General features: G+C 62.0%; 12 protein-coding genes and 1 pseudogene. 5 read left to right on the forward strand and 8 right to left on the reverse strand.

The genetic code is table 11. The annotated features are described in order from the left end of the window. Positions 1–62 precede the first annotated feature (62 nt). Positions 63–3,041: an isoleucine--tRNA ligase gene (gene ileS, locus AC56QQ_RS22170; RefSeq protein WP_497123375.1), complete on the reverse strand. Its 2,979-nt coding sequence runs from the start codon at positions 3,039–3,041 to the stop codon at positions 63–65. Positions 3,042–3,147: 106 nt separating this feature from the next. On the opposite strand from ileS, the gene AC56QQ_RS22175 reads away from it, so the two are divergent. Continuing rightward, positions 3,148–3,339 carry a hypothetical protein gene (locus tag AC56QQ_RS22175; protein ID WP_489860783.1) on the forward strand — a complete coding sequence of 64 codons (192 nt, stop codon included), beginning with the start codon at positions 3,148–3,150 and terminating at the stop codon, positions 3,337–3,339. Here AC56QQ_RS22175 and AC56QQ_RS22180 read toward each other — a convergent pair. Next, positions 3,329–4,135 (reverse strand): MipA/OmpV family protein, encoded by an 807-nt coding sequence (locus AC56QQ_RS22180; RefSeq protein WP_497123376.1) that lies wholly within the window; start codon positions 4,133–4,135, stop codon positions 3,329–3,331. The two genes, AC56QQ_RS22175 and AC56QQ_RS22180, sit on opposite strands and share 11 nt — an antisense overlap. 195 nt (positions 4,136–4,330) lie before the next feature. Here AC56QQ_RS22180 and AC56QQ_RS22185 point away from each other — a divergent pair, with 195 nt between their 5' ends. Then, on the forward strand, positions 4,331–4,885 hold the full coding sequence (locus AC56QQ_RS22185; RefSeq protein ID WP_489860781.1) for an HdeD family acid-resistance protein: 555 nt from the start codon (positions 4,331–4,333) through the stop codon (positions 4,883–4,885). 14 nt (positions 4,886–4,899) lie between these two features. Here the strand turns inward: AC56QQ_RS22185 and AC56QQ_RS22190 are convergent, their stop codons facing one another. The 3 genes from AC56QQ_RS22190 to AC56QQ_RS22200 form a co-directional block, all read right to left on the reverse strand. Beyond that, a complete protein-coding gene (locus AC56QQ_RS22190) occupies positions 4,900–5,226 on the reverse strand; it encodes a hypothetical protein (protein ID WP_489860780.1) in 327 nt (108 codons plus the stop codon). A 74-nt stretch (positions 5,227–5,300) separates the two neighbouring features. Then, on the reverse strand, positions 5,301–6,281 hold the full coding sequence (locus AC56QQ_RS22195) for a bifunctional riboflavin kinase/FAD synthetase (protein WP_497123377.1): 981 nt from the start codon (positions 6,279–6,281) through the stop codon (positions 5,301–5,303). A gap of 6 nt (positions 6,282–6,287) precedes the next feature. Continuing rightward, positions 6,288–7,148: a TIGR01459 family HAD-type hydrolase gene (locus AC56QQ_RS22200; RefSeq protein ID WP_497123378.1), complete on the reverse strand. Its 861-nt coding sequence runs from the start codon at positions 7,146–7,148 to the stop codon at positions 6,288–6,290. Between the two features lie 305 nt (positions 7,149–7,453). Here AC56QQ_RS22200 and AC56QQ_RS22205 point away from each other — a divergent pair, with 305 nt between their 5' ends. Further along, positions 7,454–9,439, forward strand: a complete 1,986-nt coding sequence (locus AC56QQ_RS22205) for a TadE/TadG family type IV pilus assembly protein (protein ID WP_497123379.1) — start codon at positions 7,454–7,456, stop codon at positions 9,437–9,439. A gap of 125 nt (positions 9,440–9,564) precedes the next feature. Then, the gene (locus AC56QQ_RS22210) at positions 9,565–10,197 is read left to right on the forward strand and encodes a LysE family translocator (protein ID WP_497123380.1); all 633 of its coding nucleotides are present in this window, start codon (positions 9,565–9,567) and stop codon (positions 10,195–10,197) included. A gap of 54 nt (positions 10,198–10,251) precedes the next feature. On the opposite strand, the pseudogene AC56QQ_RS22215 reads toward AC56QQ_RS22210, so the two are convergent. Continuing rightward, positions 10,252–11,077, reverse strand: a pseudogene (locus tag AC56QQ_RS22215) (DUF2189 domain-containing protein). A gap of 288 nt (positions 11,078–11,365) precedes the next feature. Between AC56QQ_RS22215 and AC56QQ_RS22220 the strand changes: the two are divergent. Next, a complete protein-coding gene (locus tag AC56QQ_RS22220) occupies positions 11,366–11,878 on the forward strand; it encodes a CAP domain-containing protein (RefSeq protein ID WP_489860774.1) in 513 nt (170 codons plus the stop codon). Between the two features lie 68 nt (positions 11,879–11,946). Here AC56QQ_RS22220 and AC56QQ_RS22225 read toward each other — a convergent pair whose 3' ends face one another. Both AC56QQ_RS22225 and AC56QQ_RS22230 read right to left on the reverse strand, forming a co-directional pair. After that, the gene (locus AC56QQ_RS22225) at positions 11,947–14,628 is read right to left on the reverse strand and encodes an EAL domain-containing protein (protein WP_489860773.1); all 2,682 of its coding nucleotides are present in this window, start codon (positions 14,626–14,628) and stop codon (positions 11,947–11,949) included. A gap of 308 nt (positions 14,629–14,936) precedes the next feature. Continuing rightward, positions 14,937–15,920, reverse strand: a complete 984-nt coding sequence (locus tag AC56QQ_RS22230) for an isopenicillin N synthase family dioxygenase (protein ID WP_497123381.1) — start codon at positions 15,918–15,920, stop codon at positions 14,937–14,939. Positions 15,921–15,961 lie beyond the last annotated feature (41 nt).

Genomic DNA, 15,961 nt, shown 5'->3' on the forward strand with positions numbered 1-15,961 from the left:
CGGGCGGTTTTCACCCGCCCGGCGTGGCAATTGTGCACCGATAGAGGCTTCCGGCCGGCCGGTCAAAGCCGACCCAATGCCTTCAACTCGTGCAGCACCGCCGCATCGCGCGCCGAAACGTCGGGAAATGCAGAGTCCTGCCCGACATCGGCGGTGTAGCGCCAAGACCGCGCGCATTTCACCAGGCCGCGATCCTCGGCCTTCTCGACCACCACGGCGACGCCCTTGACGTCGTCCAGGGTGAAGGCGCCCGCCGGTGCATTGCCATGAGCGATGACCAGGTCGCTGGTGATCGCCATCTCGGCCATGTCGACATCCGATATCGCCGCCTCGAGCGCCGCATCGTTGATGGTGACGACCGGCACTGCTTCCAGCGACGAGCCGATCACCTTCTGGGCGCGCGCGATTTCCAGCGCGCCGGTGACGACACGACGCACCTGCCGCACCTTGCGCCATTTTTCCGCCAGCGCCTCGTTCTTCCAGTCCGCCGGGATTTGTGGGAACTGGTCGAGATGCACCGAGACAGCGCCCGGATGCAGGTCGAGCCAGGCCTCTTCCATCGTAAAGGGCAGCATCGGCGCCAGCCATTTCACCAGACAGTCGAAGAGATGGCGCACCACCTGCACCGAGGCCTTGCGTTTCACGCTCGAGGACCCGTCGCAGTAGAGCGCATCCTTGCGAATGTCGAAATAGAAGGCCGACAGCTCGACCACCATGAAATCGAGCAAGGTGCGGGTGATGCGTTTGAACTCGAAGGCATCGTAGCCCGAGCGCACGACGTCATCCAGCTCGGACAGCCGGTGCAGCATCAGCCGCTCCAGCTCCGGCATTTTTTCCAGCGGCACCTCTTCGCCATCGTCATGGGCAAGCGTGCCCAGCATCCAGCGGATGGTGTTGCGCAGCTTGCGGTAGGCGTCGATGTTGGTCTGCAATACGTTCTTGCCGAGCCGCTGGTCTTCCCAGTAGTCGGTCGTCACCACCCACAGGCGCAGGATGTCGGCGCCGGACTGCTTGATGACATCCTGCGGCACGACGGTGTTGCCGAGCGACTTCGACATCTTGCGGCCCTCCTCATCCATGGTGAAGCCATGGGTGACGACGGTGTCGTAAGGCGCCCTGCCCCGGGTGCCGCAGCTTTCCAGCAACGAGGAGTGGAACCAGCCGCGATGCTGATCGGAGCCTTCGAGATAGACGTCGGCCGGCCATTTGAGATCCGGACGATCCTCCAGCGTGAAGGCGTGGGTCGAGCCCGAATCGAACCAGACATCGAGGATGTCCATCACCTGCTTCCATTTGGAGGCATCGTGATTGCCAAGGAAACGCTCCTTGGCGCCGGCTGCGAACCAGGCGTCGGCGCCCTCCTTCTCGAAGGCGTCCATGATGCGCTGGTTGACCGCCTCGTCCTTCAGCACATTTCCGTCGGCGTCGGCGAACACGGCGATCGGCACGCCCCAGGCGCGCTGGCGCGACAGCACCCAGTCGGGGCGCTCCTCGATCATGGCGCGGATACGGTTCTGGCCCGCCGCCGGCACGAACCGGGTATCGTCGATGGCCTTCAGCGCGCGGCTGCGCAGCGTGGTGCCGTCGCCGAGGTCCTTGTCCATATAGACGAACCATTGCGGGGTGTTGCGGAAGATGATCGGCTTCTTCGAGCGCCAGGAATGCGGATAGGAATGCTTCAACCGACCGCGCGCGAACAGCGCGTTGCGCTTGATCAGCTCATCGATGACGGCCTGATTGGCGTTACCCTTCTTGCCGTTGTCGTCGATGACGCGCGCGGCTCCACCTTCACGATCCGGACCGACGCCCGGCGCATCCTTGGTGAAGAAGCCGGCATCGTCGACCGTGAAGGGGATGACGGCATCGATGCCGCGCGCGCGCAAATCCGCGGCCGCATCCATCCAGGCGTCAAAGTCCTCTCGGCCATGGCCGGGCGCTGTATGGACGAAGCCGGTGCCGGCATCGTCGGTGACATGATCTCCGGCGAGCATCGGCACCGGAAATTCATAGCCGCCGCCAAAGCCCTTGAACGGATGCGAAAGTGTAAGGCTTCCAAGCTGTTCCGCCGAAACGCTGTGAAGGCGATTCAAGGTGACTTTGGCCTTGGCGGCGGAGTCTTCCGCCAGAGCATCGGCAAAGATCAGCTTCTCGCCCGGCTGCGGTCCGAAGGCGTTCTCGGCCGCCGTGACCTTATAAAGACCGTAGCCGATGCGCGGCGAATAGCTGACGGCGCGGTTGCCGGGGATGGTCCAGGGCGTTGTCGTCCAGATGACGACGTGGGCTTCCAGCAGGTCCAGCGACGCCTCGGTCAGCTTTGCCGGCTCTTCGGCATTGGCGACCTGTCGAGCAAGGCTGGCGACCGGAAACTTCACCCAGATCGTGTCCGACTCATAATCCTGGTACTCGACCTCGGCCTCGGCCAGCGCGGTGCGCTCCACCACGCTCCACATCACCGGCTTGGAGCCGCGATAGAGCTGGCCCGACATGGCGAACTTCAGCAGCTCGCCGGCGATGCGCGCCTCGGCATGGAAAGCCATCGTCGTATAGGGATTCTTGAAGTCGCCGATGACGCCGAGCCGCTGGAACTCGCCGCCCTGCACCGTGATCCAGTGCGCGGCGAAATCGCGGCATTCCTTGCGGAACTCGTTGACCGGCACTTCGTCCTTGTTCTTGCCCTTGGCGCGATACTGCTCCTCGATCTTCCACTCGATCGGCAGGCCGTGACAGTCCCAGCCAGGTACATAGTTCGAGTCATAGCCGCGCATCTGGAACGAGCGCGTGATGACGTCCTTGAGGATCTTGTTCAGCGCATGGCCGATATGGATGTTGCCATTGGCATAGGGCGGGCCGTCATGCAGCACGTATTTCGTGCGGCCGGCCGCGCTCTCGCGCAGCTTGCGGTAGAGGTCCATGTCCTGCCAGCGCTTGACCAGCAGCGGCTCCTTCTCGGGCAAGCCGGCGCGCATCGGGAAATCCGTCTGCGGCAGATAAAGCGTCTTGGAATAGTCGATCGTTGAATTGTTGGGCGTTTCGTCGGTCATTGGTCTGCCATGTGCGTGCCCGGCCAGACGGCCTGCGGCGTTGAAGTCTTCGCTTTGACGCATATCGTTTTCCCAAAACGGAGCCACTTCTGGGCGATATGCGTTGATGATCTGGAAAGGCGCGAGGGTCGCGCGCAAGATTCCCGGCGGTTCCAGCGGCGCTCAGGCCGCCCGAAACACCGGGCCGGTAATTCGTATCGCAATGGCGACGGGACGCGAAAAGCTCGTCATTGGTGGGCTTTTAGCGGAGATGAGCGCAGGAATAAAGCGTCTCTCGTTCGATTCACTTACATCGTGAAGTCGAAGCGGTAGGTGGTCGACACGCCGATCATGAACTGATTGCGGTCACCGCGTTCCTTGACCAGACTGGAATCGGCCGCCGGCCCCATCAGGCGCGAATATTCGCCAAACAGGCTGGCGGTCATCGGCTCGGTCACCTTCCAGGTTATCGCGCCGCCGAGGCCGGTCGATTTCAGCCCGCCACCTGGATTATATTCGCTGAGGCCGGAGGCGACGGCCTCCTGCGCATCGACACCGTAATAGGCGTCGAAATAGTTCGCCGAGGCGAAAGAAACGCGTGGTCCGCCCGAAATCCTGACAGTTGGCGTCACATCGTAGAACGCATCGGCGGCGATATCGGCGACAAAGCCGTTGTGAGCACGAATGCCGTGGCGCAGTTCGGCACGCGCGCGCAGCCAATCCGTCGGATAGAATTCAAAGAAACCACCCACTTCGCCGCCCCAGCGCACCGGATCGAGGCCCTTCAATTCGTCGGCGTCGCCATCGTCACGGGAGAACAGGAATTTGCCGGTCAGACCGGCGCGGACGCCGCCGTCGTCGACCAGCGCCAGCGAGATGTTGTCGTTGCGCGAGGTGAAACGGGCCGCGGGACCGGCTTTGCCCAGCGAGATGATCGGCGAGGCGCTGAGCAGATACTTCTTGCCTCCCTCGAAATTCGGCGCGACCATGCCCGTGGCACCAACAGTCAGATACCAATCGCCGGACAGCCAACTGCCCTCGCCCGCGTTGGCTGCGCCTGCCTCACCCAGCACCGCAACGGCCAACAGCACAGAGATTTTTCCGACCCGACTCATGGCCACTCCACTAACACAACGAACACGCTTACCGATGACAGCTTTGGCCGCCGCTTGGTAAATTTTGATTTAAGCCAGAGACATCCCGGTCGCGGTTTCCCGCGATCGGGCCGTCGGTCATCGACTGGACGTTCCCCGACGCCGGGACTAACCTTTCCTTGGTAGTATCCCGCAGCCCTTGAGGAGACCGCGACAATGACCCTGCATGGCGACGCCTTGAAAACCGCAATCAGCCAGACACGGGCGAAATGGGGGTGGTTCGTGGCGCTTGGCGTGCTGCTGCTCATCTTCGGCGGCATTGCCTTCGGCAATCTGTTCATCGCCACCGTGGCTTCGGTCTATGTCGTGGGCTGGCTGATGCTGATGGCCGGTGTCATCGAGATCGTGCATGCGTTCGGCGTCAAGACCTGGGGTCGCTTCTTCTACTGGCTGCTCAGCGGGCTGCTCTACGCGGTCGCCGGCTTCTTCGCTTTCGACAATCCGATTCTCGCTTCGACCGTGCTGACCTTCCTGCTGGCCGTCGCGCTGGTCGCGTCAGGCGTGCTCAGGGTCTGGGTCGGCTACGGTCACCGGCCGGAACCCGGCTGGGGCTGGATCGTCGCCGCCGGTATCATCAGCGCGCTTGCGGGCCTGATCATCGCCATGGGGTGGCCGGTCAACAGCCTGTGGGTTCTTGGGCTCTTTCTGGCGATCGACCTGATCTTCCAGGGCTGGAGCTTCATCGCCCTCGGCCTGGCTCTGAAGAGGTAGCCCCGCCGACAGGCTTACGAAAGATTCAGCAGCGTCACCGCGATCAGTGCCAGTCCGATCCCGACATACTGCAGCGAGGAAACCTCTTCCTTGAAAACAATGACGCCAACCAGCATGGCGCCGGCCACGACGATGGTGTTGACCAGCGCGCCTGTCACGGCGAGGTTCAACCGTGTGTTGATGATGGCAAATGCCCCGTAGGAGATCGGCGACAAAAGCATGACATATGCCAGGCTGCGGCCGCTGCCGGTCTTGCCCCAGTGCGCGCTCAGACCATCGCAAAGGATGAACAGTCCGGCGCAAACGAGCACAACGCTCCAGACGAATATGTCGATTTTCATCGATGAATGTTGGGCTTTCCGCTGGCCGCCTTCGATGAACTGGTTCACAGTTCGCGGCTGTTTCGGCTAAACCCTCAGGAGGCGATGGCGCGATCCAGCTCCGAAAGCGGCCTGACGCCGGCAAGCAGCGCCCTCGCCTCGGCTTCGTCGCGCTTCATCTGCGCAACCAGCGTATCGAGACCGTCGAACTTGATCTCGCTGCGCAGGAAACCAAAGAAGGAAACCTGGCAGATTTCGCCATAGAGATCGCCGGAGAAATCGAAGACGAAGGTTTCCAGAAGCGGCGCGCCATTGTCATCGACGGTCGGACGACGGCCGAAGCTGGCGACGCCGTCATGAAGCGTGCCGTCGGCGCGACGAAAGCGGACGGCATAGATGCCCTCCTTCAGCGCGGCTTCCGGAGAAAGTCTCATATTCGCGGTTGGAAAGCCAAGGGTGCGGCCGAGCCGCTGGCCGCCCACCACCTCGCTTTCGACAGTGAAACGATAGCCGAGCAGGCCGGCGGCCTCGGCCACCTCGCCGTCGCTGAGCAAGCCGCGGATGCGGCTCGACGACACCACCTCGGCGCCCTCGTCACGAAAGGCGTCGACGAGCGTGACGCCGAAGCCATGGCGCCCGCCGGCCGCCATCAGGTAGGCCGGGCCACCTTGGCGGTCCTTGCCGAAATGGAAATCAAAACCGGTCACGGCATGGGTGATGCCAAGGTTCCTCTCCAGCACATCGGTCACGAACGCTTCCGCCGACAACGAGGCGAAGTCGCGCGTGAACGGCTGTTCGACCAGCGCGGCAAAACCCAGCAGCGACAGGAGCCGCGCCTTCATCGGCGGCGGCGTCAGCACGAACAACGGCATGTCCGGCCTGAAGATCTTTCGCGGGTGCGGTTCGAAAGTCAGCACCAGAGCCGGCACCCCGCGCCGCCCGGCCTCGGCCAATGCCTGCTGAAGCACCGCCTGATGACCGCGATGGACGCCGTCGAAATTGCCGATCGCCACCACGCCGCCACGCAATTCGGCGGGTAGCGGCGCGGTTGCCAGAATGTGCTGGAAGGCTGTCATTGTCACCTACCGCAGTTTCGGAATGACGGCCACCGGACGATAGCCATGCTTCTCCAGGAAGGTCCTCAACCTTGCCGGATCCGGTTGCGATGCATCGCCATAGTCGCGGGCGTGGATGCCACCAGAGACATAAAGAACGTCAAAACCGTTGTCGACCGCACCCTTCACGTCGGTCATCATGCCGTCACCGATGGCCAGCACCCGCGAACGCTCGACTGGCCGGCCAACGATGTCCGCCAGTTCCTTCATCGCGACCTCATATACCGGCGCGTAAGGTTTTCCGGCGATCAGCGTCCGGCCGCCGAGCTGCGCATAGTCGCGAGCCAGGGCACCGGCGCACCAGATGATGCGTTCGCCGCGCTCGACCATGATATCGGGATTTGCGCAGATGAACGGCAGGTTCCTGGCGCGCAGCCGCCGCAGAAGCTCCGTGTAATCCTCGGGCTTCTCGACCTCGTCATCGAACAATCCGGTGCAAACGACGCCGGATGCCTCGAACTCCTCGACAAGCTCGACATCGAGACCATCATAGAGCGTGAAATCGCGGTCACCGCCAATATGGAAAATCCTGCGTGGGCCGTCGGCGATCAGGTCGCGGGTGACATCGCCGGAAGTGACGACACGGTCATAGGCTGACGATGGAACGCCGATCGCGTTCATCTGCGCCACGACATCGACATTGCGGCGCGGTGAATTGGTGATCAGGACGACGGGGATTTCTGCCTCTCTCGCCCTTGCCAGCGCCGAGGCAGCCGCCGGAAAGTGCCTTTCGCCGTTATGCACCACGCCCCAGACATCACACAGGATTGCCGAATAGGCTTTCGACACGTCCTCGAGCGAGCCGATGATTTCAGGCGAATCCGCCATGCCGGTTCCTTCAGTCATGATCGTTGCGAGTGCTGCGACCGACGGTTCGCCGCAGCCGGTTCGGATTAACCGAACCGCTCCGGCCTGTCACCAGCTTTCGCGGGCAGCCGCGCATCACCCGCAGGTCGGCATTATCCCGATGCGAGATGCCCCTGCCTGCCCGGATGAAGAACAAGCTTGCCGGATTGGTTAGCGGTTGGTGAAGCGCCGACCAAGCAATCGAGCGGTTTCCCAAACCCGTCCTTCAGCGTTTTGTGGAAAGCTGGCCTCGATCGAGAATCCGCCGGCGGGGGCCGCAGCAAGACATGCATGAACTCTGGGGTCAGTTCTGCCGCGACAGACGCGGCAACTATGCTCTTATGACGGCCGTTGCGATGATTCCGCTCATGGGCGGCCTAGCGATGGCGGTCGACTTCACCGAGATGAACCGCGAAAAGCAGATGGTGACGAACGCGCTCGACGCCGCCAACTTCGCCACTGCGCGCCGGCTGACGGAAGGCGCGACCGACGACCAGCTAAGAGCCTATGCCGTCGACTTCTTCAACGCCAACCTCAACAATATCGATCCCGCCAACACGACGCTCAGCGTCACCTTGCCAAGCAACACCAGCGGCGGCGGCTTGCTCAAGATGAGCGCGCGGCTTGACTACAAGCCCTATTTCTATCCTGTCTTTGCCCAACTCATCGGCAAATCCGAAGCCGACGCGAACCAGAAGATCAGCTTTGACGTCACCTCCGAAGTGCGGCTGAAGAACACTCTGGAAGTCGCCCTGGTGCTCGACAATTCCGGTTCGATGGTCACGCCCGGAACAGGCTCGGGACAAAAGCGCATCGATCTTCTCAAGGACGCGGCCAAACAGCTGGTCGACACGCTTGCCCAGCAAGCGGCGATGATCAAGCAGGTCGACAAGCCGGTGCAATTCGGCCTCGTGCCATTTGCCGCCTCGGTAAATGTCGGTCCTGGCAACGGCAACGCATCTTGGATGGACACCGAGGGCCTGTCGCCAGTATCGAACGAGAATTTCGACTGGTCGACGCTGAACGCGGCCGACAAATACGCCCAGCAGACCAACGGCATCTGGTACAAGCGCGGCACCGGTTGGGGCAGCGAGGAAGGCCAGATGCTGACCCGGTTTTCGCTCTACCACGACATGAAGGTCGTCACCAACCACGAGCGCGTCGTCAGCAGCAAGCGCGTGGTTTGCGACGAATACAACTGGAACAACACCTGCAAACGCAGCCACGACGAATATGACTATATCGATTCCTATGGTCCGTTCGCCAGCTGGCAAGGATGCGTGGAAGCCCGACCTTATCCCTATAATGTCAACGACGCCGCGCCCTCCGGCGGCTCGGCTAACACCGGCATAGGCGTCGGCGATCCGGCGACGATGTTCGTGCCGATGTTCGCGCCGGACGAACCTGGTAATCATTGGAAGCTCACCCAGGACCCCGATGAGGCCGCGCCGACGACCTACGGCGCCGTGAACAGCTGGTGGAACGACGACCCGTCGAGCAGCACCGGTCAGTCCCGGCTGCGCAACATGGCCAAATATTTCCAGCCGCGGCCAATCAATGCGCCGGCGCTATCCGCCGGCAATGGCCCGAACTACAGCTGCACCACCAGTCCGATCACGCCGCTGACCGACGTCAGCAACACCAATGGGCTGACGGCGATCAAGGCAGCCATCGACCTGATGCAGCCGAATGGCGGCACCAGTGTTCCCGAGGGCATGGCGTGGGGCTGGCGGGTGGTTTCCAGCGGCGAGCCGTTTACGCAAGGGCGCCCGGAAACGGAAAAAGGCAACGACAAGGTGGTGATCGTGCTGACCGATGGCGCCAACACCTACTATACGCCTTCGTCCCTGGGCTATTCCGATCCCGCCGACTCCAAATCGACCTATGCGTCCTATGGCTACCTCAAGCCCGGCTACAACGGCACCTCGGTCGGCCGCATGTTCCTGGGCACGTCGAGCGCCATCGGTCAGTTCGACTATTCGAACGGCAACTACACCAACGCGCTCAACGAGCAGATGGCGACGCTCTGCAACAACGCCAAGGCGGCCAACATCATGGTGATGACGGTGGCGCTCGACCTGTCCACCACCAAGACCAGCGACAAGCAGGCGATCGACGCGCTGAAATCCTGCTCGTCGGACTCGCGTTTCCGCAAGGATCCGACGGACGCGAGCAAGCCGGCCAAACTGTTCTGGAATGCGACCGGCGCCACCTTGTCGAACGATTTCAAGGAAATCGGCAACGAATTGTCGAACCTGCGCGTCGTCAGCTGATCCGAAGGGCAGCGGTAACACTGGCGCAACAGCTGGCACCGCCATGCTCTTGCGCGCGCCCACCGGGGCGGGCACATGTGGCCGCGTGCTGCCGCGCATCCATCGCGGCGCGCTGGAGTGATCAGATGCCTGAAACCGCCAATCATATCGCCTTCGCGCTGGTCTGCCTCGGCATGGTGCTGACGCCCGGCCCCAACATGATCTATCTGATCTCGCGTTCCCTGTCGCAAGGGCCCAAAGCCGGACTGATCTCGCTTGGTGGCGTCGCGCTCGGCTTTCTCTTCTATGTGCTGTCGGCTGCGTTCGGCATCACCGCCCTGCTGCTCGCAGTGCCCTTCGCCTATGACGCGCTGCGCTTTGCCGGTGCGCTCTACCTCTTGTGGCTGGCCTGGCAGGCGGTGAAGCCTGGCGGACGCTCGCCGTTCCAGGTGCGCGAATTGCCGAAAGACCGGCCGCGCAAGCTGTTCATGATGGGCCTGATGACCAATCTGCTCAATCCGAAGGTGGCCGTACTCTATCTGTCGCTGCTGCCGCAGTTCATCAGCCCCGGCAAAGGCCATGTCCTGTCGCAACTCCTGGTGCTCGGCGCCACGCAGATATCGATCAGCCTCAGCATCAATGCCATCATCGCGGTGACGGCAGGCTCAATCGCCACCTTCCTCGCCGGACGGCCGCTCTGGCTGGTCATCCAGCGCTGGATGATGGGGACCGTACTGACGGCGCTGGCGCTGAAGATGGCGACCGACGCGCAACGCTGACGGCTTCTTGGTTTTCCGAAGAACGGCTCCCACTTTTCGGAATCGTGGTCCTGCCTACATTGGCCGCCTTATCTGCTGTGCTCGCTCCGGTTCGACCACCCTGCGGTAGAGGTGCCAGGTGGCATGGCCGAGCACCGGCATGACCACGGCGAGCCCGGCAAACAGCGGGATCGAGCCGACCACCAGAAGCACGGCGACCAACAGCCCCCACAATGCCATCGGCAGCGGATTTGCCATCACCACGCGGGCCGAGGTCTCTATGGCCGAGACCGCGCCGACGTCGCGGTCGAGCAGCAATGGAAAGGCAACCACGGTGGTGGCCAGCACGACCACGGCAAAGACGAAGCCGGCGGCGTTGCCGGCGAGGATCAGCGTCCAGCCCTTTCCGGTCGTCAGCACCTCGCGGACGAAGCTGCCGATCGAGGCCGGCGGCTGATCGCCGAACAGGCCGGTGTAGATCGATTGCGCGGTGTACAGCCACAACAGGAACAGCGCGACCAGCATGGCGCCGATCACCGCGATCGAGGGAACCGCCGGCGAGCGGCGCACGTCGAGTGCGTGCCGCCGAGGAGGTGTTCATGCCGAGCTCGCGCCGGCGACTGATCTCGTAAAGACCGATCGCGGCGAACGGCCCGACCAGGGCGAAGCCCGACATCAAGGGATAGACGAGCTGGATGGCGTTAGAGCCCGACGTCCACTGCGTCAGGATCAGGCCGACAATCGGATAGATCAGGCACAGGAACACGTAATGCGACGGTTTTGCCCAGAAATCCTCGACGCCGAGCTTGAGCGCGTCCCAGAGATCCGTCGTGGTGATGCGACGCACCACGGGTTGCACATGCACCCCACGCGCGTCCGCCATGACATGAAAACCGGCCATAACCTTCCTCCCGTGTGTCGGGGCGGTCACCGCCGAGATGGCCGCCTGCAGCTGCCACTAGTAGATGTAGCACCATAGACGATTTGCCAGGGCTTGTCGCCGGATCGATGATCTCGGACACGCCCTCACGGGATTGTCATCACCATGTGGGCGAAAGCCGGCGGCGCGGACTCTATTGTGGCGCGTTGAAGGCGGCCTCGATGCGATGACCATCGGGATCGACAACGAAGGCAGTATTTTCACCGCCTTGCCCGGCAAAAGCCATGATCGCGACTATGTCAGACAGGCATGACAGCTGAAAACATCGAAATCCGTCAAGCAAGCCTGAACAGGCGCAGATGGCTCAAGGCAGCCGGCCTCGCGGCCTTGGCCGGGCTCGCTGCCTGCAGCACCGTTTCGCTGCCAACCGGTGAAGGCGCCGGGGTCTCCTCCTCCGCCACCGGCACGCTGACCAGTATCCGCGCCACGGCGGGTCTCGCGCCGCTGGTCCCCGACGCGCAACTCGAACAGGCAGCCTTGCAGCAGGCCGGCTATATGGCGCAGGGGGGCCGCATGACCCACACCACCGGCTGGGGCAAGGATTTCGCCTCGCGGGTCAAGGGCAACGGCATTGCTGGTGCGGCCGCCGAGAATATCGCCGAGGGCCGCTTCGACCTGCAGAAGCTGTTCGACATCTGGGTGCATTCGCCCGGCCACCGCCGCAATATGCTCGACCCGCGCTTCACTCGCTTTGGCCTTGCCTATGTGCGCGACGGCCGCGACAGCAGCCTCCGCTACTGGAGCCTCGTGCTCGGAAAATAAAAACAGGCGTGTCGCCGTCGGGTGTGGTTTTCGTCGAGCCGACGCGAGATCGCTTGCTGAGCAATCCGTCAATCCTCGTGGTTGAGCAATTTCTCGATGTCCCGGGCAGAGACCGGCTTGCTGAAATGGTAGCCCTGCATTTCGTCGCAATTGTTCTTGAGCAAGAAAGCCACCTGATCGTCTGTTTCGACGCCCTCGGCAATGACCCTCATGTTCAGCTTTTGACCCAACGAAATCACGGCGCTGGCAACAGCCTGATCGTTTTCGTCCTCGGCGACGTCGTTGATGAAAGACTTGTCGATTTTCAGCCGCGCAACTGGAAAGGTCTTGAGCGCGCTGAGGCTGGAATAGCCCGTTCCGAAATCGTCGATCGATATCTGAACGCCCAGGCCTTGCAGTTCGTTCATTGTCGCGACCGCCAATTCGATATCCTGCATGATAAGGCTTTCGGTCACCTCCAGCTCGAGATATCTGGCCTCCAGACCACTGTCCCTCAGCGCATTGACGACGCGACCGACCAGATTCTTTTCTCTGAACTGCCGTGCCGACACGTTCACACAGACAGTCATCGGCGGCAAACCCGCATCCTGCCAGGCCTTGTTCTGTCGACAGGCTTCATGCAGAACCCAGTCGCCGATCGGCACGATCAGACCTGTCTCCTCGGCCGTCGGGATGAAATTGGCCGGCGCTATCACGCCCTGTGTCGGATGGTTCCAGCGGATCAACGCTTCCACCGCGAAGACGCGCCCCGAGCGAAGATCGACTTGCGGCTGATAGAGCAGCACGAATTCTGAACGGGCCAGGGCGTTTCGCAACTCCTCCTGAAGCACGAATTTTTCATGCGCCCTGGTGTTGAATTCGGGAGCGTAGAACTGGAAATTGTCGCGGCCGATTTCTTTCGCGCGATACATGGCTGCATCGGCATTGGCCAAGAGCGTATCGGGGACCGCCCCATCCTTGGGATAGTTCGCGATACCGATGCTGGCTGTCGCCCTCAGCCAATGCTCTCCAAGATGAACTGGCTCGGCAATCGCTGTGCGGATTTTCTGCAAGGTCTCCGAGATGAGATCGACGTTCGTCGGTTGATCAAACAGGACGATGACAAATTCATCGCCGCCAAGTCGGACCACGGTGTCAGTCGCCCTTACGCATTCAACCATGCGGCGGGCGACGATCTTCAGGAGTTCGTCTCCGGCATTGTGGCCGAGCGTGTCGTTGACAAGCTTGAAATTGTCCAGATCGATGAACACCACCGTCACCCAGCGATCGTATCGCTGCGCGTACAGGATCGCTTGAGAAAGCCGATCCTCCAGCAAGGCGCGATTGGGAAGTCCGGTAAGCACATCATGGTTGGCCATGAAGTGGATCTGGTCTTCGGCCAGCTTGCGCTCGATCGCGATTCCGGCGATGCGGGTCGTGAAATCAATCAGCCGGGTCTCGGCCTCGACCGGTTCGCGCACCGTCATCGAATACATCGCGAACACGCCCAGGACGGTGCCCTGGTGCGACAGGATCGGGGTCGACCAGCACGAACGATAGCCGAAAACCGACACCAGTTCGCGAAATTCTTCCCAGAGGGGGTCCTGCATGATGTCTGCGACAATGACCGGCTCCCGCCGGTAGACGGCGGTCCCGCAGGATCCCACCTTCGGACCGATAGCGACCCCGTCGATGGCGTTCGTATAGTCTTTCGCCAGGCTCGGCGCGGCGCCGTGCCGCAAGTGGCTGCCGTCCTTGTCGAGCAGCAAGACGGAACCGAATATGCCCGTCAACTGGGATTCCACGAGGCGCATGAGACGGTCGAGCACATCTTCAAGCGGAGCGCTCATCGCGATCATTTCCAGGATATGCGCTTGCCCGTTCCTAAGGACGTCCGCTTGCTTGCGGGCAGTGATGTCATGGGCAATGCCAACCAGACCGAAGATTTCGTTTTGGGCATTGCGCAACGGCACCTTCGTCGACGAGAGCCATTTGCCGTCGCCCGACGCGTCGACAACGAACTCCTCCTCGTCAATCATCGGTTGTCCGCTGTTGAGGACGTTCTGCTCGATGAGGCGGAACTTCTGCGCAAGTTCCGGGGCATGGAGATCAAAATCGGTCAAGCCGATCATGTCACTGGTCTTATCCCGACCGCTGTCGGCCGCAAGGGCGCTGTTGACCACGACAAAGCGGCTTTCCCTGTCCTTGACCCAGAGATAGTCGGGCACCCAGTCGATCAACGTTTGCAGCGAGATGCGCTCGTCGACGATCTGGCGATTGGCAGTCAGTTCCGTAATGTCCTCATGCGTGGCCACCCAACTGCCATCGGGCATCGGCTGATGGCAAATCTGAATAGTTCGACCGTCGGTGAGTATGGCGGTCCAGATTTTCGAAGCGGTGCCCGAATTGACCGACCGGGCCAATGCGAGATAGGCATCGGCCGCCATCGCGGATGTCCCGGCGGCAACGCGGCGTTCGACGATTTCGCTCAATGTCAGGCCCGATTGCAATCGCCCAGGCGCGATGCGGTAGATCTCGGCATAGCGGCGGTTGGACAGGATCAGCCGCTCATCGGCACCGAAAAAGCAGATGCCTTGCGAGATGTTGTCGATCACCGTCTCGAACCGCAGCGCCTGTGCTTCGAGCGTTGCGATCGTCGCCCGAAGCTCCAGCTCAAGAGTTCCGTACGAAGCAGTCGCCAGTTTTGCCAGCACGGCCAGACTGGCCGACTCGGGCGCTTCGGCGACTTGCCTGGATGATTTCGTGGCCAAACAGAATTCCTCGGATTTTTGGACTTGGGAAAAAAGAGCGCCCATCGGCAGAATGAAAGTCGGCCCATAGTGTTACTGATGTACTAATGACAGATAAACCGGATCGAAATCGGGTCGCGAGGCTCGGATGCCTGAAACTCGATCGCGGTTCTGGAACCACCTTTGAGCTTTCAGGCTCGGTGTTCTTCGACATCAGGATGAATTGGCTGAGCCGCGCTTCAGCCGCGTCGGCCTCGACTATGCGCGAAACGATCGCGACAGCGACATCCGCCACTGGAGCCTCGCGCCTGGGAATAGGGTGTTCTTCCCTACCTGGTCGTCGCCTTGAACTTGGCCATCAGATAGGGGCCGGACAGCACCGGCTCGTATTTCGGCGCCTCACCGTCGGCAAGGCATACGTCCAGCACCCTGATCCGAGCATCCCAGTTCGGCTGGTGAAAGAAAGCCATGGACTGGCGCCGGTCCTTGCCGCCCTCACCGGCCGGCGGATTGACCACGCGATGCAAGGTGGAAACCCAGCGATCGTTGGTCCAGCGCGCCATCAGATCGCCAATGTTGATGACGAAGGCGCCCGGAATTGGCGGAACCGGGGTCCACTCCCCGTTCGGGGTGATGATCTCGAGGCCGCGCGACCCGGGCTGCGGCAGGAGGATCGTCAGGCTGCCATAGTCGGTGTGGGCACCGGCACGGATCTGGCCGGGTTTGGGCGCGACATGCTGTTCGGGGTAGTTGAGGGCTCGTAGCGCACTGATCGGCGCATCGAGATAGCTGTCGAAATAGCTCTCGGGCAGGCCGAGCGCGGTGGCGAAAACCCGCATGATGCGCACGGCGAGATCCTCGAGCGCGGCATAATAGGCCTTCCATGCCTCGATGAAGCCGGCGGGCTCGGCCGGCCAGATCGTCTCGGCGTAGCAGAAGGCCAACGCCTCCGGATCACGCATGCCCGACGGTACGCGCAGCGGACCGCCGTTGAAGCTTTCCTTCAGGTCCGGCGGCGTGTCGACATTGCGCGATTTGGCAAGCGCTTCGAGTTCGGGGCCGAGATAGCCGTAGGGGTAGCCCTTGTAGGGCGCCTTCGAACGCTGCTTTTGCTCCGGAAGGAGGTCGAAGAAAGCTCGCGCCTTCGACCAGGCGGCGTCGATCACGGGTTCCGGAATGCCGTGGTTCTTCACGGCCAGAAAGCCGGTGCCGCGGCAGATGCGGTCGACCTCGGCACCGAGCGCCTTCTTCTCCTCGTGGCCGGAGTTCTCGAAGCGCCCGAGATCAAATACTGGGAATGCCGGATGTTGCATCGCATCTCCCCCAGGCCGAAGCCAATGCTCGTGGAGCCACC

Source organism: Mesorhizobium sp. RCAM 05099, assembly GCF_059683685.1.